Consider the following 19,914-nt stretch of genomic DNA (forward strand, 5'->3'; position numbering starts at 1 on the left):
GGAGTTCCGGAGCCGCTCCCGCCACACGATCGTATGGTCACGACCGATCTCCGTCCCGATCTGACGGTCCGTATGGCCCGCCCGAATCCCCACCGCAATGTCCGCCCGATCAGCAAAAGGTTAACAACCTCCGCGCCACCAGCAACTCCCTCTACCCAACAATGTTTGTTGCTACGAGGCTATGACACCAAGCGGGTTTGTCAGCGGGAAAAGCTTCGCGTACTGGCTTTGTCACCCGAAGAGCCAGCCGCATTCGGTTCTCAAGCGACCCGCCGTAGTCGTCGGACCGCGGATTCGACCGTGGTGAGAGGAACTGATGCAACAGATACCCGTGGGCGGCATGGATCTCGACGACATCGTATCCGGCATGATCAGCTAGGCGCGCAGACTCCTCGAAATCCTCCACGACCACATCGATGTCCGCCATGGTCATCTCCCGCGGAACCGTCAGTCCACCAAACGGCACTGCCGAAGGAGCCCATGGGATCCACCCACCTTCGTCGAGTGGCACTGGGCTGTTCTGTCCGCCACCCTGCCACGGCACCTGATGCAAACTCTTGCGCCCCGCACACTGCAACTGCACTGCGGGAATTGCTCCGTTGCTGCGGATGATCCCTGCGAGACGGGCATGCGCTGCCACCTGGTCCTCGCTCGAGAGACCCAGATCCGCCGCCGTGGTCCGGTGGTCGGGACCAATACCGGTGGATTCCACCATCACAAGTCCACATCCGCCGACGGCACGTGAGCCGTAGTGCACCAGATGCCAGTCGGTCGGCAGCTACATCCACACCCGGTTGGGAATGGTGACCCCGCGAAGTGTGAGCCGAGTGTTCACAGCTGTTCGGCCGGCGGTTTCCATTAGTTTCGACCTCCCTGAGCCGACGCGACTGGTTCCTTTGCGGCGGCAGACAGGCCGGCCAGCAGTCCAGCCGCAAGACAGGTGCGTTCCAGCATCCCGTCGATGCTGATCCACTCCGTTCGGGGGCGTGCGCGCCGTCGCCGACAGCACCCAGACCATCCGCACCGGCAGGCCGAGGGCTGCCGCGAAGTTGCCGTCACTGGCACCGCCGACCGAGGTATCCTCCAGCGGAACCCCAGCTCTCCGGCGACGGCGAGCGCCTTACCGATCAAGCTTGCGATGTCCTCCGAGCGGACCATGACCGGTCGGTTCCATCCCCCGGTGACCTCGCATGCTTTGGCATTGTGTGGAGTCAATCCCGCCAGCACCCCATCGATGCGCTCGGCTTCCTCATCGGAGGACACCCGGACGTCAATGTTGGCGGTCGCCCGACCAGCCTTCACGTTAGCGCGGGTGCCACCCTTGAGCAGACCGACGTTAGGCGTCGTGCCGGCATCCAGGTCGGCTGCGCCGTGAAGTTCAAGGACCAGACGGGCGATCTCGTCGACAGCGCTGACGCCGGCGTCAGGATCAAGACCGGCGTGGGCTTCTTCCCCGCGGGCCTGGACCTGGAAGATGCCGACCCCCTTACGGGCGGCCTTCAGCGCTCCGTGGGCACTGGCTTCAAACACGAGCTCCGACTCGCCGCGCACCACTTCTTCCTCGATGACGGGTCGGGAAACAGGGCTGCCGATTTCTTATCACCGTTGAGGATCAGCCGCACATTAGGTCGGGGCAGCCCGAGAGATGCTGCGGCTTTCATGGCCCAGACCAGCTGGATCAAGCCGCCCTTCATATCAAAGGCACCGGGTCCGGTGAACCTGTCGCCGTCGACAGTGGCAGGCCACTGGCCATGGTGCCAGCGGACCAGACGGTGTCGTAGTGGCACAACGCAGTGACCCAGGGGCCGGCGTCGTCGTCGGCCGGGTAATCCAGGATCGCAATGTCACCCAGCTCGCCGCCGTCGACAATGCGACGAGACGCGGGATCGCCAATCCGGCGCCGCAGCCACCCTTCGATCCATTGCAGACCCTGTTCCAACAGGATCTTGTCATCCGAGGGGGTCTCGGCGCTGACGTAATCGGTGAGGTCCTGGACCATGGCGTCGCGGTGCTGGGCAACCCAGCCGGGCAGGGAATCGAGAGTGCTCATGCGCGGGCTGCCGCCTTCGTGTCGAGAGCTGTCAGGTGCTCCTCGGTCATCTGGATGGACTGGTTTTCCAGTTGCTGAATCAGGGACACCAGTTCGATTAGCAGGGGCTTAGCTATGCCGTGCTCTGCCCCGAGTTGGATAACCGGCAGATACTGGGTCGGCACCTCGGTGGGGCGTTTCCGCACCGCAATGTCGCGCCAGATCCCTGACCGGGTTTTCGTCTGGGTGACGAGCTGCGCCTTACAAAAGGCAGAGCCAACGACGTAGTCTGAAGAAGTAACGTCAATGGTGGCGTGCGGTGCACTAACCCAGCTGGGGAAAAGCGTGTCAACATTCTTCGGACGGTTCTCTGAACTCGAACTCCGGGAAGCTATGTCATTAGCTACCAAAGAGGCGACAAATCTTGGACGCGTAAAGTTGCGCCAGAAATACGGATTTGGATCAGCCACAAAGTTCGTAGCCGTTCTCGCGGGACATCATTTTGACAGCAAAGCTCTTGTGGCTGCGGCTGCCGCGCATCTAACTCCGCCCCTGGTGCTCACTCCCGACTTATCTTGGGGAGGGAACGCCACAACACGCATCCTTGATGTCTGCGAAATTTCTTGGGTAGAGACCAATCCTTTCCTGAATGTCCCTGGGCTTAGGGGCACTACAGACCAAGACAGCAACGACCTATCCAGTCCGAAATATTGGTGGGTCAACCAGAACAACAACTTTTCCGCAGTTATCGAACAAGGCTCCTTGTGGGCACCGGACCTCAGGGCAGACGGACAACAAGGACATGAAGATTGGCGAGCACTTCACCACATGTCTCCTGGGGACATTGTCTTTCACTACGCATCACAGCAGTTTCGGGCAATCAGTGTGATCGCAACTGGCGGTGTGAAGGCAGATCGTCCGCCCGACTATCTTCCGCTCGATGGATACCGGCACGGCACACTCGTGCTTCTCGATCCACTCATCACTGACATGGAAGTCCGAATCGATGCGCTTAAACATATTTTCCCTCCCGGGGTCGGCCCAATAAATAGCGCCGGTCAAGTGGGCCGGGTCTACACGGCACCAATTCCCCGATCGATTGGTGGAACGCTTGCCGAATACCTAACTGGTGGCATGCCCCGTCTGAGTACGCTTGTGGAACACGAGCTCCCAAATAGGGACTATGACCATCTCCCAAATTGGGTTGGAACAACGGACCTAGTCGGCACGACAGTCCGGCGTGCTGAGCAACGATTCCTCAGAAGGTCCCTCCTCTCCCGTTTCGGAAATCAGTGTGCTCTTTGCGGCAAGATACTTCCGGAAAACCTACTGGTTGCAGCGCACATTAAGCGACGTTCCGAATCAAGTGAAGAAGAACGTCTCAATTTCGAAGGGGTCGCAATGCTTGCATGTTCACTGGGATGCGACGCACTGTTCGAAGACGGCTACATCACTGTCGACGAAGCAGGTCTTGTGAAGCCCGGCGTCACAGCCAATTCTGATCTGTCGCAGATACTGAATGGTTTAGCGGGATCCAGGTGTCTAGCCTTCTCGGAGTCGACCAAGGAAAGCTTCGAATTCCATCGTCGTCAGCACTCTGGCCGGGATAAATCATGACGACTCCTCCGTTGGCGGACGGATGACCAGATTGAAGGGCCGCGACCCACTGACCTATTGATCGCGCGTTCGGTCGAATCGGCGGAAGGATCTGAGGCCCCGCCAGGCCCCGGTAGACCACAGCGCCCACACAACCAGGACCGGCTGAAAGAAGAGCCTCGTGAGACGAGCCAAGTCGGTGTCCAGACCGAAAGCGTCGACGCGGTCGACGTACTGGGCGATGTTGCCAGGAAAAACTGCCACGAAAAACAGTGCGACGATCCATCCGATCTGCACGCGCCAGCGCGGAAGGAAGACGAGCGCAGCACCCAGAACCAGCTCGACGATCCCGGACGCTATCACCACAAAGTCAGTATCAAGTGGCATCCACGCAGGAACCTGGGCTGCGAACTCGGCGCGGGCGAAAAACAGGTGAGCTGCCCCAGCGAAGAGCAAGAAGACGCCCAGCACGATGCGGGCGATAGTTCGGAGCGGGGACAGGGGGCGAAGGTCACGATTGTCGGTCACCCCGGGAAGCCTAGATGTATTGACCTGAGAGGTTGGTGACGCGGCTGGCTGGTGGCTGACCTTTGAGTGCGGTGTGGCCTCGGTGATGATTGTAGTGATGCAGCCATGCACCGAACGCGGCGACACGCTCGGCTTCTGAGCGGTAGGGGCGGGCGTAGGCCCATTCCTCGAGCATGGTGCGGTTGAAGCGTTCGACCTTGCCATTGGTTTGGGGCCGATAGGGGCGGGTGCGTTTGTGCTTGATCTCGCCGAGGGCGTCTTTGAAGGCGTGGGAGCGGTAGCAGGCTCCGTTGTCGGTCAGTACGCGTTGGACGGTGATCCCGCAGGACTCGAAGTACGCATTGGCCCGTATCCAGAAGCCTGCAGCTGTTTCCTTTTTCTCGTCGGGGAGATTCTCGGTGTAGGCCAGCCGGGAGTAATCATCGACCGCGTTATGCAGGTACGCGTAACCGGGTCGCCGGTTGGCTGCGGTGCCGGTCTTGTTCCGCTTTCCTTGACCGCGGCTCATCACCTTGTGCCCGCCGCCGTCGGGGATCCGGCCGAGCTTCTTGATATCCACGTGGACCAGATCCCCCGGCGCGGTGTGTTCGTAGCGGCGGATCACCCGGCCGGTGCCCCGGTCCATCCAGGACAGCCGGGCCAGTTTGTACCGTGTCAGGACCCTGTGCACCGTGGACGGATGGATGCCGAGCTGGTACCCAATCCGCGCCGGCCCCCACCGCTTGGTTACCCGGATCCCGATGATCCGCCGCTCGGTACGCGTCGGCGTACGACGGGGTGAGGTATGCGGGCGGCTGGAGCGATCGCCCATCCCATACTCACCGTATTCACGGTACCGATGAGCCCAGCGGGACGCGGTCGGTACCGAGACTTGAAACCGCTCCGCAGCCCGACGCAACGGCCACCCATCGTCAACAACACACTGAGCTAGTAATAACCGCCCGCGAGGCGTGAGTAGGGCGTTAGGGTGGGACATTGAAGACCTCCTGGTTCGGTGGATGCTCTTGACAAGCCCCACTTCACCCGGAGGTCTTCTTCATGTCACCAAACCACGCCGACCGTCACCAACCTCTGTGGTCAATACACCTAGCAGCGACAACTGGGGACCGGGATGTACTCGATCCCCAGCTGTGATCTATCGTCGCCGGTCGTTTCCTAGGTCAGCGGATCCTACCGATTGCGGAGTGCCTATGGGGCCCCAGGAAGGGACTCGCAGACAATACCGTCCTTGTTCCGGTCAAGCTGTGCCACATCGCCGTAGTACGGGAAGTACTTCTCGTACCAGTTCTGCGCTTCCCGCCAGGTACTGAAGTCCGAGCAGTTCTTTGAATCCCCAGGGTTCGCCGGCTTGGGTGGCGGGGTCGGCTTTGGGGTGGGTTTCGGCGTCGGCTTTGGTGCGGGCGCCGGAGCTGGGGCGGGTTTCGGCGCCGGGGTCATGACAACGGGAGCTGGTTGGGTAACTGCGGCAGGCTGACCGGCGCACTTGCTCAGCACTCCTGCCATTGCGTCACGCTCCGCCTGCGTCACCCATAGGCCATGGATCGCCTTGGCCGAGATCTGCCGGGAAACGTAGATGCAGCGATAGGAGTTGTTCGGCGGCAGCCAGGTGGCGGCGTCGCCGTCGCCCTTTTGACCGTTGGTGGGACCGTCAGTGGCCTGCAGGTTCAGGGGATCGTTGGCGAACATGAGCCGCTGATCCTTGCTGAGCTGCTGAGCACCCTTTTGCCAGGCATCGGACAAGGCCACCACGTGGTCAATTTGGACCGCAGTGCTCGTGGTGGTCCCCCGCACGAAGTTGATCACCATGCCGGTGTAGGGGTCGTTCAGGACACCGGTCGCAATCTGGCAGTTTCCATACGTGTAGGTGATGTTGGTGAGCTGGCGCTTCAACATGTCGTTGCGGGTGTCGCACCCGTTGTTGTCGGTATCGAACCAGGTGGGTCCGAACTGGTCCCGGGTGTACCCGGTTTTCGGGGCACGGCCCTTGACCGGGATGGTCTGCAGCACCTGGACCGCCGTCGAGCCGTAGGCGGCGGGACGGTTCAGCGGAAGCTCACTCTTCGTCCGGTACATGAAGGCGGCCATCGCGTCGCGCTTGACGGATTGCAGGGGCAGGAAGCGGCCGTCGGGCCAGCCGGTCGAGATCCCGATGTTCGCGAGCCAGCTGATCTCCTTGTAGAACATGTTTGAGGTCGGCACATCGCGGAATGCGCTGGACTTGGATGCGGTGAATGCGGGCTTGACGGAGAACCGGTAGAGGAACGCAGCCATAGCATCCCTATTGACTGAGCTGAGTGGCTTGAAGGTCCGGTCCGGGTAGCCGGTGGTGATCCCCTGGGACGCCAGCCAATGGATCTCCTTATAGAACTGTGTTCCCACTGGGACATCGGTGAACCACGACTGTGCGGGTGGTTGGTAGGCAGGCGAGCCAGCCAACCGGAAAAGGAAAGCTGCCATCGCGTCCCGCGCTACCGACTGCAGCGGGCGGAACGTGCCATCCGACCATCCCTTCGAGATCCCCTGATCGGCAAGCCACGTGATCTCGGTATGGAACTGGCTGGTCGATGGAACGTCCTTGAAGGTGGTGGCCGCACTGACGTGAGAGGGTGCCACCAGGGTGCCGGCGCCGATCACCAGCACAGTGAGCATCATGACGGCGGCTCTGATTGTTTTCATAGGTTCTCCAGTGAGTGCTAACGCGGATGAAAATGGCACAACGCGACACACAGGTAGAAGAACTTTGAACGCCTGAAACCCCAGCGCATGACGTCCCCCGCTCATGCTCGTGACTGAAGCTTACGGGCGGCCGGTACCTTCTCACTGGTTACTTGGCACAGCATTGCGTCAGGATTACCGAAAGAAGCGCCGTCCGCGGGGAGCCATCGGCAATGCTGAACCTGGAACGTTCACAAGTACGGGGGAAGCAGTGCCATGGGGGCAATGGATCGTGAGTGGTTCTATAAGGACAACGACACCAAACCGGTCCGTCGACCGGCGTCCGGGCCCGGAGTGGGATCCGGTGTACAGCGGTCACCTTCCGGCCGGGTACCTCTGTGGGCGCTCGAAGAATCCCTGAACGGACAACTCATCGAGTACGCGCCGAGTCGCGCGTCGCGCGGTCGGAAACCGAAACGCGTCAGTAGGCAACGACGTCGGAGGGCTGGCCGCGGACTCAGACTCGGCACGGTCGGTGTCATTGCACTGGTGGTGGGTCTGTACCTGACGCCGACCATCTTCGACCGGTACATTCTCGCCGCTGCACTCCCGTACCTTCCGGGTTCGCCTGTTCCGCCTCGCGGGGTCGACGCATCGGATGTTCCACTCAATCTGCCACCGGCGAGCAACGGGGCCACGTCCTTCGTTCTTCTGGAATCTCCGGACGATTCACAGGATTTTGTCGCGTACGACCCCTGCCGACCCGTGGATTACGTGGTTCGGCCGGACTTCGCACCAGCTGGCACGGACGGGTTGATCGAAGAGGCCGTCGCCGAAATATCTGCCGCTACCGGACTGACCTTTGCCTACCGGGGAATCACCACCGAGGCGCCCAGCGAGGACCGGGACGCCTACCAGCCCGACCGCTACGGCAAGCGCTGGGCCCCCGTCCTTATCTCCTGGACCAGCCCTTCAGAGATCCCGGGGCTTGAGGGAGACGTCGCCGGCCTCGGAGGCAGCCTTTACGCGCATACCCCTGGCAAGCCGTTCGTTTATATTGCCGGTCAGGTGCAGCTCGATGCACCCGACCTTACGGACCACCTTCAATATCCTGGCGGGCGCGACCAGGTAAGAGCACTTATTGTGCACGAGTTGGCTCACGTCGTCGGGCTCGATCATGTCGATGACCCCAGCCAGCTGATGTACGAGGAGAACAACGGGCTCACCACCCTGGGCGACGGCGACCGTGCGGGACTCGCACTGCTCGGCGCCGGCCCCTGCGTGCCGCAACTCTAAGGACCGCGGAACGCAGGAGCACTTCCCGCAATGCTCCGCCACGGGCGGACATCTGGCAGCCAGTGGAACAGGCGTAACAACTTAAGCCGCTCCCGGAACAACCGGACTCCTACCCGGGACCCAACCGTTGGCCGGAAGGAAATCCTGCCTTGAGAAGATTCATCTGAACCTGGAACAGCATGACCCATCAGCGCTTGGACGCTATGGAGAGCTATCGTGACCTGCAACTCGCTATTGGCCGCAATCAAGTTATCGCTCGCGACGAGTTGTCAGAGCCGGACGCTAGGATCAACTTTACGCCGAACACTAAAGTGGCGAAGACGTCAAAGGGGACCATGTCTTGGATACAAACGTTAAAACTCTTCAAGAGGTATTTCAAACGGGTCAGCGCTTACTTGTACCGCTGTTCCAGAGACCGTACGTCTGGAACGAGGACAAGCAATGGGAACCACTGTGGGAAGACGTTGAACGCCTAGCTAGTGCCGTTGCAGATAATGAAGTCGATATTGAGCCTCATTTCATGGGCGCCATCGTGCTCCAAAAGGTTGCTGGTTCATCACCCGTTCAGACCCGAACAATCATTGACGGACAACAGAGGTTAACGACGTTACAGCTACTTTTTAACGCTGCGTTTCTCGCAACAAGCGCCCATCAGGCGCCTGAGGCAGAGTATCTGCGCGCACACTTCAAGAATAGTGAAACATTCCTCCCGACGTCGGAGCGCTACAAGCTAACACCCACAACGAGAGATAAAAACGAGTACCTATCGTTGATCTCACAAGGTGACGAGAACTCATCGCCAAACATTCCCGAGTTCGCTCCCGGACTGCTTTCGGGGGCACACGAGTTCTTCAAAACTAAAATAGAATCTTGGCTCGGCAGGTCCGACCCCTTAGAACAGTCCAAAGCGCTTGCTACAGCGCTCATGCAGAAACTTAACCTTGTCTCGATAGAGCTAGAGCACAACGAAGATTCCCAGCAAATTTTCGAAACCCTCAATGCGCGAGGCACCCCCCTATCCGGCGCGGACCTGATAAAAAACTTCGTGTTCCAGAAACTCGAGATCGAACAAGTGAACACCGGCACCATGTATCAGCGGTACTGGTCCGATTTTGAGACCGCTTTTTGGGAGAAAGGAGTCAGTGTTGGGCGGGTACCAACACCAAGGATTTCGGTGTTCTTGAGTCACTGGCTGGTATCACAATCTGGACAAGAAACCCCGGTCCACGAGGTTTTCAGGAGGTTCAAGCTACAGGCGGACGGAGCTCCAGTTAGGTCCATGTCAGACACACTCCCAAAAATTCACGCAAGCGCTGAGACTTACCGCGGTTGGAGCCAAGCCTCCACGGTCAAGTCGGGAGATCTCGACCGAATTGGGCTCTTTGCTTACAGGACATCCGTACTCGGCACCCAAAGCGCGGGCGCGCTTCTTGTCTGGGCAACAGATCCCTCCAAGGACACAATTCCGCCGGACCAGCTCGAGCAGTTCCTTAGCTCTTTGGAGAGTTGGCTTATCCGAAGGGCTCTCTTACGGTCAGGAAACGGAGGAATCGGACAATTTATGGCGTTCCTCGTTTCACGGCTCGAGGAATCCTCGCGAGACGTTGCCGGTGACCGACTTTCCCAGCTCTTGGTGGAATCAAGCACCGTAAATCTAGCGTGGCCTTCCGATGAAGACTTGGTGTCAGAACTGAAGTTTGCGCCGGCATACAGGCGCTTCCGGCGGCCATTCACAAGAATGATCCTCGAGGCAGTTGAAGACCACCTAAGAGGTTACGGAACGGGAAAGAATTCGTTTGCCGAAGGACGAGTTCAACGTGAAACTCATTCGATCGAACACTTGTTGCCGCAACAATGGAGGACGAACTGGTCTGTCGGTCGAGATGTGGCCGCGCAGGACGAGCGGGATCGGCACGTACATCGGCTCGGCAATTTGACACTGGTAGCCGGCGGTCTGAATAGCAAGATCTCTAATGGCTCATGGGGTGGCCCAAAAGGAAAGCTCTCTAAGCTCAACCAACACAGCGTTCTTTTGATGAATCAAAATATTGGGCAGATTGGTGAATCCGGCTGGAACGAGGAATCTATTAGTAGCCGGACTGATCTTCTGATCGACGCCATGACGCAGATTTGGCCAGTGCCAGCCGAGGCGCTCGGTCTGAACCAGGGTCTGGTGAGTGAGGGAAGCAATCATGACGTGTCTGTTTATGATCTCGTTCGAGCGGGCCTGCTAAATGCTGGTCAGCGCATCCATGCGGGAAGCTCAGCAAATGGAACTTTGGGAACGGTGCTCGAAGACGGAGGCATCTTTGTCTCAGAATTCCGGTTCGACACGCCCTCTGGAGCCGCCAAAAAGGTCACGAAGCGGAACACTAACGGTTGGACCTTCTGGGTCGTCGATAAAGACCAGGGAGTAACTCTGTCGACCCTTCGAAGCAGGCTAGTTCGGTCCCGGTTAAGCTCGGGCTCCGTAAACTCGAACACGGCATAGGCTCTCCGGTCGCGCAAGGTTGCAGCCTGGAGCAGGGAGACAAATCGGATTGTGTACCTCGCGGGCCTTACATATATCACCTTACTTACATAGAACGGTGGCCAGGAGGCTCGGATAGAAACCCGAGCCGCCCGGCCACCGTTGAAAAGAACTCGCTGGATCAGCCGAGGATTGCGTTAGCGATGAACAGCAACGGGATAGAACCTGCCCAGACCGCCGTCGTGATGCCCGACCAACCCTTGAGAGCCGCAATGCCGTCGAGGCCGGCGAAGCGGGTGACTACCCAGAAGTAGGAGTCGTTGAAGTAGCTGAACACCATCGAACCGGCAGTGCAGGCCAGTGCTGCAACGATGGGGTCGATGCCTAGTGAACCCACCAGCGGAGCCGTCACTGACGCTGCAGTGATCATTGCGACGGTGCCCGAACCCTGAGCGATACGCACCAGCGTGGCAATGAGGAACGGCACCAGGAACGCTGGCAACGGCGTACCGGCGATTGCTTCGGCGAGGGCATCGCCCACACCGGAGCTGCGCAACACCTGGCCGAGTGCGCCACCGGCACCGGTGATGAGCAAAATCAGACCGGCCGAGGCAGCAGCCTCACCGAACCAGCCCTGCACCTTGTTACGCGGAGTCCAGCGAGGCAGCAGGACGTAGACGGCGAGGATGACGCCGATCACCAGAGCAACAACGGGGTTGCCAATGAACGCGAGGGGAACCACCCAGTCTGACGGCGTGTAATCGCCGCCGCCAACAACACCCTGGTTGTTCTGGTCGATGGCACCGCTCACGGTGTTCATGATGATGAGAAGCAGCGGTACCAACAGTGGCAGGGACGCGACAAACGCGCCAACCTTGTGCGGCTTGGCGCCAGCGGGAGGGGTGCCGAGGGTGTTGTTGTCGACGTCCATTGAGGGAGCGTCTTCCTCGGTGGTGTCAGCGCCGCCGTCGTGATCGGCAACAGCGGTACCGCCGCTACGGCGACCCGACTGGACGTGCGCCGTGCCGTATACGGCTTCGCGGACTGTCTGGTTCATGGAGGGTTCGATCTTCGGACCGATCCACTGGGCGTAGAAGACGACGATCGGCAGCAGCAGCACGGTGAACGCGAGACCCGCGAGGATCAGCGCACCCAGGTCGGCGCCGAGGATGCCGGCGACGGCCAGCGGGCCGGGCGTCGGTGGCACCAGGTGGTGGGTCAGGGTCATGCCACAGCCGAGGGCGAGCGCAAGGGTGATGTACCCGGCGCGCTTGACCCGTGCAATGGAGCGGGCCAGCGGGTTCATGATGACGTAGCCGGAGTCGCAGAACACCGGGATGGACACGAGTGCGCCCACGCTGCCGAGCGCCCAGGGTTCACGGCCCTTGCCGAAGAGCTTCAGGAACGCCATGGCCAGCGAGTTGGCGGCTCCCGAGACTTCGAGGATCTTGCCGATGCCGACACCCAGGCCAATCACGATGCCGATCGACGCCAGGGTGTTGCCGAATCCCGTCGTGATCGACGAGACGATATCCAGCGGGGCCTGGCCAGCGACAATGCCGGTCACCAGCGCCGCGATCAAGAGTGCTACAAACGCATCGAGCCGGGTCCGCAACACCAAAACAATAATGGTGGCGATACCCAGGACGAGCGCCAAAAGAAGTTGTATATCCACGTACTGCTCCTCGTTGAGCTGAGCAGGCCTCGTTGCCATCTCAGGGACTGCACCGGCCGGGTCTCGTACTTTTGACGGGCACTGTGCTGGGTGTCACACTAGCACTAGACATATGACATCTGACAAGTGCTCGTGGTGAAGACCCGGGAACGAAAGTGCGGACCAGTGATACTCGAAGAAGAGTTGCTCAGCGGCTACCCAGCTGTTCAGGCCATCAACCCGGAGGTGATCGCTGCAGCTGTCCGGACGTCCGACCGAATTCTGGTGGTGCTCGACGACGACCCCACCGGCACCCAGTCCGTCGCCGACCTTCCGGTCCTCACATCGTGGGAGCCGAGCGACTTCGAGTGGGCCTTCGCCCAGCGCATCGGTGGCGCACCGGCACCGGCGGTCTACGTCCTCACCAACACCCGCAGCCTCGACCCGGAGACCGCTGCATCGCGCAACCGGGAGATCGTCACCAACTCCCTCGACGCCGCCACCGCAGCGGGCGTCACCATCGGGTTTGTGAGCCGCAGCGACTCGACCCTCCGCGGCCACTTCCCGCTGGAGACCGACGTCATCGCCGCCACCCTGCTGTCCCTGGCAAACATCGCGACCGACGGCGTCGTCATGGTTCCCGCCTTTCCCGACGCCGGCCGCGTCACCATCGGCAGCGTTCACTACCTCCGCGGGAACGACGGCGCCCTCACCCCCGTCGCCGACACCGAGTTCGCCCAGGACGCCACGTTCGGATTCACCTCCTCGGACCTCGGCGACTATGTGGCGGAGAAAACCGGCGGGTCCGCGAGCGCTGTCATCCGCTTGGGCCTGTCGATCATCCGCGGCGGCGCGCAGGGCATTGCCGACGCTCTGATCCACGCGTCCGACGCCGTCCCGATTGTGGTGGACGCCGTCACCGAGGACGACCTTCGCGCACTCGCCCTCGGCCTTGAGGAAGCCGAAAGCCGTGGCAAGAAGCTGCTCTACCGCGTCGGACCACCATTTGTCCGCGCTCGGATCGGGCAGCAGGAACGCCCGCCGCTGATGGCCGAGGAAGTGTTCGCCGGCCTGGACGCTCCGGCCTCCGGTGGCCTGATTGTGGTGGGCTCCCATGTGGGACTGACCACCCGCCAGCTGGACGCCCTGGTGGCGCGACACCCCGACGCGCGACTCGTGGAACTCGATGTCGAGGCCGTCTTGGACCCCGAACGCCGGGATGCGGGAGTCGCCGAGGCGGTGCGCGCCGTCGTCGACGGCCTCCCCACCGGCGAGGTCATCCTCCACACCAGCCGCACCCTGATCCGCTCCGATGACCCGGAGCACAGCCTGGACATTGCCCGCACCATTTCGCAGGCAGTGGTCGACGTCGTCCGCGAAACCATCGCGACGGGTCCCGTGCGCTTTGTCATCGCGAAGGGCGGCATCACCTCGTCCGACGTCGCCGCCCACGGGCTGAGTATCCGCCACGCGCTGGTGCGTGGGCCGATGCTCCCGGGCATCGTCTCCCTGTGGCAGCCCGCCGACGGGCCGGCGCGCTCCATCCCGTTCGTGGTCTTCGCCGGGAACGTGGGGACTGATGATTCCCTGGCCGACGTGGTAGACATCCTCCGCTTCACCGCTGCCTCTCCTTCAACGACAGGATCCACCCATGACTCCTAATACTGTTGCGGTGCTAGGCCTCGGCGCCATGGGGCTGCCGATGGCCTCCCGCCTGGCTGGGGCGTTCGAGGTGACCGGGTTCGATCCGATGCCGGCTTCCCGCTCCCGTGCCGAAGCGACGGGACTGACCTGCGCCACGACGGCCGCCGACGCCGTCAACGGCGCCGGGCTAGTCCTGCTCGCGGTCCGCGACGCAGCCCAGGTGGAGGGTGTCCTGTTCGGCGACGACGGGATTGCTCCCGCGCTGACGCGGGGCGCCGTCGTCGTGATGACCAGCACCGTGGGGATGGACGCAGTTGCCTCGTGGACCGAGCGGCTCGGCGAACTGGGCGTTGCGTTGGTCGACGCGCCCATGTCCGGCGGCCCGAAGCGGGCCGGCGAAGGGGACCTGCTGATCGTGGTGGGCGCCGAACCCGCGGCGTTGGACACCGCCAGGCCCGTTTTGGAGCGGCTTGCCTCGACGCTCACCGTGGTGGGAGACAAGCCCGGGGACGGGCAGGCCATGAAAACCGTCAATCAACTGCTCTGTGGCGTGCACATCGCCGCCGCGGCTGAAGCCCTCGCCCTTGCGGACGCACTTGGGCTTGACCAGCAGAAGGCGTTGTCCGCGCTGGAGACCGGAGCGGCGTCGTCGTTCATGCTGTCCAACCGCGGACCGCGCATGGTGCAGGGGTACGACGGCGGCGCCGAGGTGCTCAGCCGCCTCGACATCTTCGTGAAGGACCTCGGCATTGTGGGCAAAGCCGCTCGGAGCGCAGAACTCGCGGCTCCGGTGGCGGCGGCGGCCGAGCAGCTGTTCCTGCTCGGGCAGACCCAGGGGCTGGGCACCGCCGATGACTCGGCAGTAATCAAGGTGGTCGCGCCCCAGCGGCGCACAACTGTCGATGACACCGCCTCTACAGTGGACAACGTCGAAGGGACGACCGGTGGCACGCAAGCCGCTCGCTGAGTCGGTGTTCGATGAGCTCCTGGAACGGATCATCGACGGCACCTACCCGCCCGGTTCCGCACTCCCGCCGGAGAACGACCTCGCGGCGTCCAGCGACGTCAGCCGCCTTACCGTGCGCGAGGCACTGAAGCAGCTCCAGGCGCAGAACGTAGTGCAGATCCGGCGGGGACTCGGCACCTATGTGAATCCCACGGCACAGTGGACCAACCTGCAGGCCATCGTCAGGTACGCCTCAACCACGGCCGACTCCCCCGATGTCTCGCTGCGGCTGCTGGAAATCCGGCGGATGGTGGAAACCGGCGCCGCCGAACTGGCGGCCCTGCATGCGACCGAAGAGGACCTCGCCCGGATGGAAGAGGCAAATAGTGCGCTGCAGGCCGCCCACGAGGCAAAGGACCTGGACGCCGTCACCTCAACGGACATCGCCTTCCATGAGGCGATCTTCCGTGCGTCAGCCAACCCCTTCCTTCCGGTGATTCTCGGGCCTCTCAGCGAGCTGCTCTACACGATGCGCCGGGAGACGTCGTCGTTCCATGAGGTGCAGCAGCACGCCATCGAGCACCACCGCCTGGTGCTGGAGGCGATCCGTAGCCGCAATCCCGAGGTAGCCGGCAAGGCGATGCAGGCCCACATCAACCAGACGTACGACGACTACGAACACTTCATCCACTCAGAAAAACAACAGCAGGAGATTCAGTGACCTTTCCGACAGAACGCACAGCAGTCCTCACCGGCGCAGCCTCGGCCCGCGGCATTGGCCGCGCGACGGCGGACCGGTTGGCCCGCGATGGCTGGTCCATCGCGATCCTCGACATCGACGGCGCCGCGGCCGAAGAAGCCGCAGCCGACATTGCGCAGCGTCACGGCGTACAGACCGTCGGCGTCGCAGCTGACGTGTCGGACCAGGCGTCAGTGGACGCCGCGATCACCGCTGTTGAAGCCTCAGCTGTGCCGCCGATCGTTGCGCTGGTGAACCTGGCCGGGATCAGCTCCCCCACCGAGTTCATGCAGGAGACCAAGGAAGCCTGGGACCGGGTATTCGCCGTCAACATGACCGGCACGTTCCTCGTCACGCAGCGCGCGCTGCACGGGATGATCGAACGCAAGCTCGGCCGCGTAGTAAGCATCTCCTCCATCTCGGCGCAGCGTGGCGGCGGCACCTACTCAAAGGTGGCCTACAGTGCGTCGAAGGCCGGAATCATCGGCTTCACCCGTGCGCTTGCCCGCGAAATGGGCGAGCACAACATCACCGTCAACGCTGTGTCCCCCGGACCGGTGGACACCGACATCATGGGCGGCACCCTCACCGACGAGCGCAAGCAGGACATGTCCAAGGACATCCTGATGGGCCGGGTCGGCACAGTCGACGACATCGCTGCCCTGATCTGCTTCCTCGTGGGCCCCGACGCCGGCTACATCACCGCCGCAACCTACGACATCAACGGCGGCCTGCAGATCTCCTAACTGGTGACAGTCGGGGGTTAGCCGTCCGTCGATGGGCGAGCCTCGGGCGCGGTATCCGGGACATTGTCGGCGTTCACGTCGTCCGCGGCGTCGTTGTGGTCGTTGCTATCGACGTCGTCGTCTTTGTCCTTGCCTCCGGTTGTCGGCTGTGAGTGCCGGCTGCCCGCCTCGTCCCGGGTGACGTTCTCGGCCAGTCCCAGTGCACGACAGGCATCATCCTCGCTGAGTCCGAAGAGCGTCTTGACGTGCAAGTCACGCTGCGGGAACGGGATCTCGATGCCATGCGCCTGTAGGGCGGAGTGCAGCGCCCAATTGTAGGCAGCAGTCACGGCCACCGGTTTCTTGGTTGCCTCAGGGTTGAGCCAGATGACAAGTTCAAAGTTCAGCGAGCTTGTATCGAACTTGCTCAGCCAGACTTGAGGCCGCTGCGGACCGTCGAGGTGAAGGGTGAATGGCACGGCAGCGGCCGCTTCGAGGGCCGCCTTCTTCACCACGTTCTTTTCCGTGCCGTAGGCGACCCCGAATGGCACACGAAGCCGCCGCAGCACGTCCCGGTGAGTCCAGTTCACCACCCGGCCGGCGACGAACTCGGAGTTCGGAACCAAGATGTCGATGTTGTCATTGGTGACGATCGTCGTCGCCCGGATCTTGATGTCGCGCACTTCCCCGGTCACGCCGGATTCGAGTTCCACAAAATCGCCGATCTTCAGCGACTTGTCCAACAGCAGCACCACGCCCGAAATGAAGTTGCTGAACAGCGTCTGCAGGCCAAAACCGAGGCCCACCCCCAGTGCACCGGCCACTACAGCGAAGTCACTCAGAGGTACTCCGAGCGCCGAAATCGCGAGGATAAACCCGACCACCAGAACGGTGTAGGCAACCAGCCTCGAAAGGGTGTACCAGGTCGCGATATGGGAGCTCTGCTGGGTACGGGAGCGACGCAAAATAATCCTGCGCAGCACGAATGCCATCACACCAGCAGCAACCAGGATGCCGACGGCGGTTAGCACTTCCACCAGGGTGATCGGCGTTCCGAAAACTTCGACCGCGGCACTGGCCTGCTCATCATCCATCCGCTGAGCCAAGCATAGGATGCTGCGATGACGCAAAGGCGCGCCGAGACCGCTCGGGAGGCGAACCAAATCGGGGATCGGCTGTCCGTGGCCTCACCACCAGTCCTGATACCCCGCCTCGTGCTGAGGTGCGTACAATAATCCTGCTGTCATCAGCCAGATGAAGGAGTGATCACCTGATACGGGCCGTTAGCTACAACCTGCGCGAACACAAGGCCAGCGATGAGCTGGAGGACCTTGTCCAGCGGTACGCAGTAGATCTGCTGTGCCTTCAGGAGTGCGATGCCTCCGATCTGCCGGCAACTGTGGGCGACCTGCAGCTGGCGATTGCCACGCAGGAGAACCGGCTCGGGCTTGCCCTCTACTATCGGGAGGAGCGCTTCACTGCCCACCAGACCAGGGCCATGGCGTTGAAAAAGTCGCTTCACGACCGCGTGCTCGCCCCGGCACATGAGCGACTGATCGGCCTGCAACTCACCGACAACACGACCCACCACGACCTCGTGGTGGGATCCTTTCACGCTGCGCCGCTGACGGCGTCGAACTCGTTGCGCCGCAAACAAATCCATGCCTCGCACGCCGAACTCCTCGGGATGGGCCCCGGAGTGGCAACGCTCATGGTGGGTGATTTCAACTACCCGTTCTTCACCCAGCGCCTCACCAGGAATATGAAGGACGCCGGCTACGACCTGTCGCTCAGCGATCTGCGGACCTACACCCGGTACCGGGTCTTCCGGGGACACTTCGATTTCGCGACCTCCCGCGGGCTGGACATCCAGAGCGTCGAGACGCTGCCGCGCGGCGCTTCGGACCACCTCCCCATCCTGGTCCGGGCTGACTACAGCCCGCCGGAAAGTCAGGCCCCGGCCGCGGCGTAGCCGCACGGGGCCGCAGCCGTGAAGCCGCACGGGCCGGAGCCCTGAAGTGATAGCCGGATGGGGCAAGGCAACCCCGTCCGTCGCACCGGCGAGGGCATTCGGCGCAGATCCATTGACCCTCCCCTTGGCACCCCCTAGGCTTTTATCCAAACAGCAGAAGTGTTCTTCCACAATGTGAATAAGTTTGCAGCGTGTTTGGACTCAGCTGGTCGGTATAACAAAGGGGTTCTACGACATGTCAGTGCACACCAGCTCCACTTCGGCCGTTCTGGACGGACTCCACAACAGTTCGGTGTCCGACGCCGACCGGCTCGAAGCCAGCACCGACCGGTCCGGCTACGTTGCTCAATCGGTGCCGGATGGGGTGGTCTTCGCTCGGACCACCGACGACGTCGTGCACACCCTGAAGCTCGCCGCCGCCCATCACACGCCCATTGTCACCCGTGGAGCCGGAACCGGGCTCGCCGCTGGCGCCTCGGCCCGGTCGGGCGAAATCGTCCTCGATGTATCCCGGATGAACAAGATTCTGCGGATCGACCCGGTGGAACAGCTTGCCGTCGTTGAGCCCGGCGTTCTCAACGCGGAACTGAACGCCGCCGCGGGTGAATACGGGCTGTTCTACGCGCCCGACCCGGCGAGCACCGCCATTTGCTCCATCGGCGGCAACGTCGCGACGAATGCTGGCGGGATGCGGTGCGCGAAATACGGTGTCACCCGGGACGCGGTGCTGTCACTGAACGTGGTCCTCGCCGATGGCCGTCAGCTCCGGACCGGCCGCGAAACCATGAAAGGCGTCTCGGGGTATGACCTCAACGCACTGATCGTCGGCTCCGAGGGGACGCTCGGCGTCGTCACCGAGGCGACGCTGCGGCTCCGCCCACTCCCGGTGGCGACGGCGACGGTCGCCGCCTTTTTCTCGGACTTCGCCACCGCGGCGCAGGCGGCATCGGCGGTCATCGCGTCCCGGATTCAGCCGTCCATGCTGGAGCTGATCGACGGTCAGACGCTCGAGGCGATTGACATGGCGATGGGCACCACCTACCGGTCGCAGGGCGGAGCGTTCCTGCTGGCGCAAACCGACGGCTATGGCGCCCATCTGGAGCAGGATGTGCTGATAGAGGCCATCAGGCCGTTCGCCACCTCGATTGAGAAAGCGAAGGACGACGAACACGCCGCGGAACTCATTACCGCCCGCCGGGAAGCCATTCCCTGCCTGGAGAAACTGGGCCGGGTGTCCATCGGCGATATCGGCGTCCCGCGGGGCCGGCTGGCCGAGGTAGCGGTCGGGTTGAAGGACATCTCAGAGCGCACCGGGGTGCGGATCTACTCGGTGGTCCACGCGTCGGACGGCAACCTGCACCCCATGCTGGTCCTGAATCCCGAGGACTCAGTCACCGAGGGGCCAGCGAAGGTCGCCCTCGGCGAGATGTTCTACCTGGCGAAGAGCCTCGGCGGCACCCTCACCGGCGAGCACGGCATCGGGCTGCTCAAGCGTGACTGGCTCCTGCCTGAACTGGGCGAGGTATCCCTCGACGTGATGCGGTCCATCAAGGACGCCATCGACCCGCACGGACTCCTCAACCCCGGGAAGGCCATCTAGGTTCTGAGCCTCACGGCCTAGGCATTCCCGGGTAGCTGTCATCAGGAAAGTGCCCTAGCT

General features: G+C 62.1%; 18 protein-coding genes and 1 pseudogene. 9 read left to right on the top strand and 10 right to left on the bottom strand.

The annotated features are described in order from the left end of the window. The 5 genes and pseudogenes from IWX64_RS17240 to IWX64_RS04315 form a co-directional block, all read right to left on the bottom strand. Positions 1-139 (bottom strand): annotated as a pseudogene (locus IWX64_RS17240) (helix-turn-helix domain-containing protein); the annotation flags it as partial. A gap of 12 nt (positions 140-151) precedes the next feature. After that, entirely contained in the window at positions 152-778 is a 627-nt protein-coding gene (locus tag IWX64_RS04295) for an oxidoreductase (protein ID WP_442859031.1), read from the bottom strand. A gap of 80 nt (positions 779-858) precedes the next feature. Further along, complete coding sequence (locus tag IWX64_RS04300; RefSeq protein WP_196865933.1) at positions 859-1,551, bottom strand: peptidase dimerization domain-containing protein; 693 nt, start codon at positions 1,549-1,551, stop codon at positions 859-861. 139 nt (positions 1,552-1,690) lie between these two features. Then, positions 1,691-2,050, bottom strand: coding sequence for a hypothetical protein (locus IWX64_RS04310; RefSeq protein ID WP_196865935.1), 360 nt, complete (start codon positions 2,048-2,050; stop codon positions 1,691-1,693). Continuing rightward, positions 2,047-2,235 carry a hypothetical protein gene (locus IWX64_RS04315; protein WP_196865936.1) on the bottom strand — a complete coding sequence of 63 codons (189 nt, stop codon included), beginning with the start codon at positions 2,233-2,235 and terminating at the stop codon, positions 2,047-2,049. Before IWX64_RS04315 ends, IWX64_RS04310 begins: the two co-directional genes overlap by 4 nt. Before the next feature lie 139 nt (positions 2,236-2,374). Between IWX64_RS04315 and IWX64_RS04320 the strand changes: the two genes are divergently transcribed. Continuing rightward, complete coding sequence (locus IWX64_RS04320; RefSeq protein WP_196865937.1) at positions 2,375-3,646, top strand: hypothetical protein; 1,272 nt, start codon at positions 2,375-2,377, stop codon at positions 3,644-3,646. Positions 3,647-3,700: 54 nt separating this feature from the next. Here IWX64_RS04320 and IWX64_RS04325 read toward each other — a convergent pair whose 3' ends face one another. From IWX64_RS04325 to IWX64_RS04335, 3 genes are all read right to left on the bottom strand, one after another. Then, positions 3,701-4,153, bottom strand: coding sequence for a DoxX family protein (locus tag IWX64_RS04325; RefSeq protein WP_334683150.1), 453 nt, complete (start codon positions 4,151-4,153; stop codon positions 3,701-3,703). Between the two features lie 10 nt (positions 4,154-4,163). After that, the gene (locus IWX64_RS04330) at positions 4,164-5,129 is read right to left on the bottom strand and encodes an IS481 family transposase (RefSeq protein WP_196865938.1); all 966 of its coding nucleotides are present in this window, start codon (positions 5,127-5,129) and stop codon (positions 4,164-4,166) included. Positions 5,130-5,341: 212 nt separating this feature from the next. Further along, a complete protein-coding gene (locus IWX64_RS04335) occupies positions 5,342-6,829 on the bottom strand; it encodes an S-layer homology domain-containing protein (protein ID WP_334683151.1) in 1,488 nt (495 codons plus the stop codon). A 264-nt stretch (positions 6,830-7,093) separates the two neighbouring features. Between IWX64_RS04335 and IWX64_RS04340 the strand changes: the two genes are divergently transcribed. Together IWX64_RS04340 and IWX64_RS04345 are read left to right on the top strand one after the other, a co-directional pair. Next, positions 7,094-8,104 (top strand): peptidase, encoded by a 1,011-nt coding sequence (locus IWX64_RS04340; RefSeq protein ID WP_196865940.1) that lies wholly within the window; start codon positions 7,094-7,096, stop codon positions 8,102-8,104. 340 nt (positions 8,105-8,444) lie between these two features. Then, entirely contained in the window at positions 8,445-10,595 is a 2,151-nt protein-coding gene (locus IWX64_RS04345) for a GmrSD restriction endonuclease domain-containing protein (RefSeq protein ID WP_196865941.1), read from the top strand. Between the two features lie 160 nt (positions 10,596-10,755). Here IWX64_RS04345 and IWX64_RS04350 read toward each other — a convergent pair whose 3' ends face one another. Next, on the bottom strand, positions 10,756-12,288 hold the full coding sequence (locus tag IWX64_RS04350) for a GntP family permease (protein WP_334683152.1): 1,533 nt from the start codon (positions 12,286-12,288) through the stop codon (positions 10,756-10,758). Between the two features lie 126 nt (positions 12,289-12,414). Between IWX64_RS04350 and IWX64_RS04355 the strand changes: the two genes are divergently transcribed. From IWX64_RS04355 to IWX64_RS04370, 4 genes are read left to right on the top strand one after another with little or no spacing between them, the layout of a single operon-like run. Continuing rightward, positions 12,415-13,890 (top strand): four-carbon acid sugar kinase family protein, encoded by a 1,476-nt coding sequence (locus tag IWX64_RS04355; RefSeq protein ID WP_196865942.1) that lies wholly within the window; start codon positions 12,415-12,417, stop codon positions 13,888-13,890. After that, positions 13,880-14,839 (top strand): NAD(P)-dependent oxidoreductase, encoded by a 960-nt coding sequence (locus tag IWX64_RS04360; protein WP_334683153.1) that lies wholly within the window; start codon positions 13,880-13,882, stop codon positions 14,837-14,839. The genes IWX64_RS04355 and IWX64_RS04360 overlap by 11 nt, the downstream gene beginning before the upstream one ends. Next, the gene (locus IWX64_RS04365; protein WP_196865943.1) at positions 14,817-15,539 is read left to right on the top strand and encodes a FadR/GntR family transcriptional regulator; all 723 of its coding nucleotides are present in this window, start codon (positions 14,817-14,819) and stop codon (positions 15,537-15,539) included. The genes IWX64_RS04360 and IWX64_RS04365 overlap by 23 nt, the downstream gene beginning before the upstream one ends. Next, positions 15,536-16,303, top strand: coding sequence for an SDR family NAD(P)-dependent oxidoreductase (locus IWX64_RS04370; RefSeq protein WP_196865944.1), 768 nt, complete (start codon positions 15,536-15,538; stop codon positions 16,301-16,303). The genes IWX64_RS04365 and IWX64_RS04370 overlap by 4 nt, the downstream gene beginning before the upstream one ends. Positions 16,304-16,320: 17 nt before the next feature. Here IWX64_RS04370 and IWX64_RS04375 read toward each other — a convergent pair whose 3' ends face one another. Beyond that, positions 16,321-17,376: a mechanosensitive ion channel family protein gene (locus IWX64_RS04375; protein WP_245345742.1), complete on the bottom strand. Its 1,056-nt coding sequence runs from the start codon at positions 17,374-17,376 to the stop codon at positions 16,321-16,323. Between the two features lie 179 nt (positions 17,377-17,555). Here IWX64_RS04375 and IWX64_RS04380 point away from each other — a divergent pair, with 179 nt between their 5' ends. Beyond that, positions 17,556-18,254, top strand: coding sequence for an endonuclease/exonuclease/phosphatase family protein (locus tag IWX64_RS04380; RefSeq protein ID WP_196866074.1), 699 nt, complete (start codon positions 17,556-17,558; stop codon positions 18,252-18,254). Positions 18,255-18,489: 235 nt separating this feature from the next. Further along, entirely contained in the window at positions 18,490-19,854 is a 1,365-nt protein-coding gene (locus IWX64_RS04385) for an FAD-binding oxidoreductase (RefSeq protein WP_196865945.1), read from the top strand. The last annotated feature ends 60 nt before the right edge of the window (positions 19,855-19,914 follow it).

Origin of the sequence: Arthrobacter sp. CAN_A212, from assembly GCF_015752345.1 — a bacterium.
In the GTDB taxonomy this organism is placed as follows: Bacteria; Actinomycetota; Actinomycetes; order Actinomycetales; family Micrococcaceae; genus Arthrobacter_D.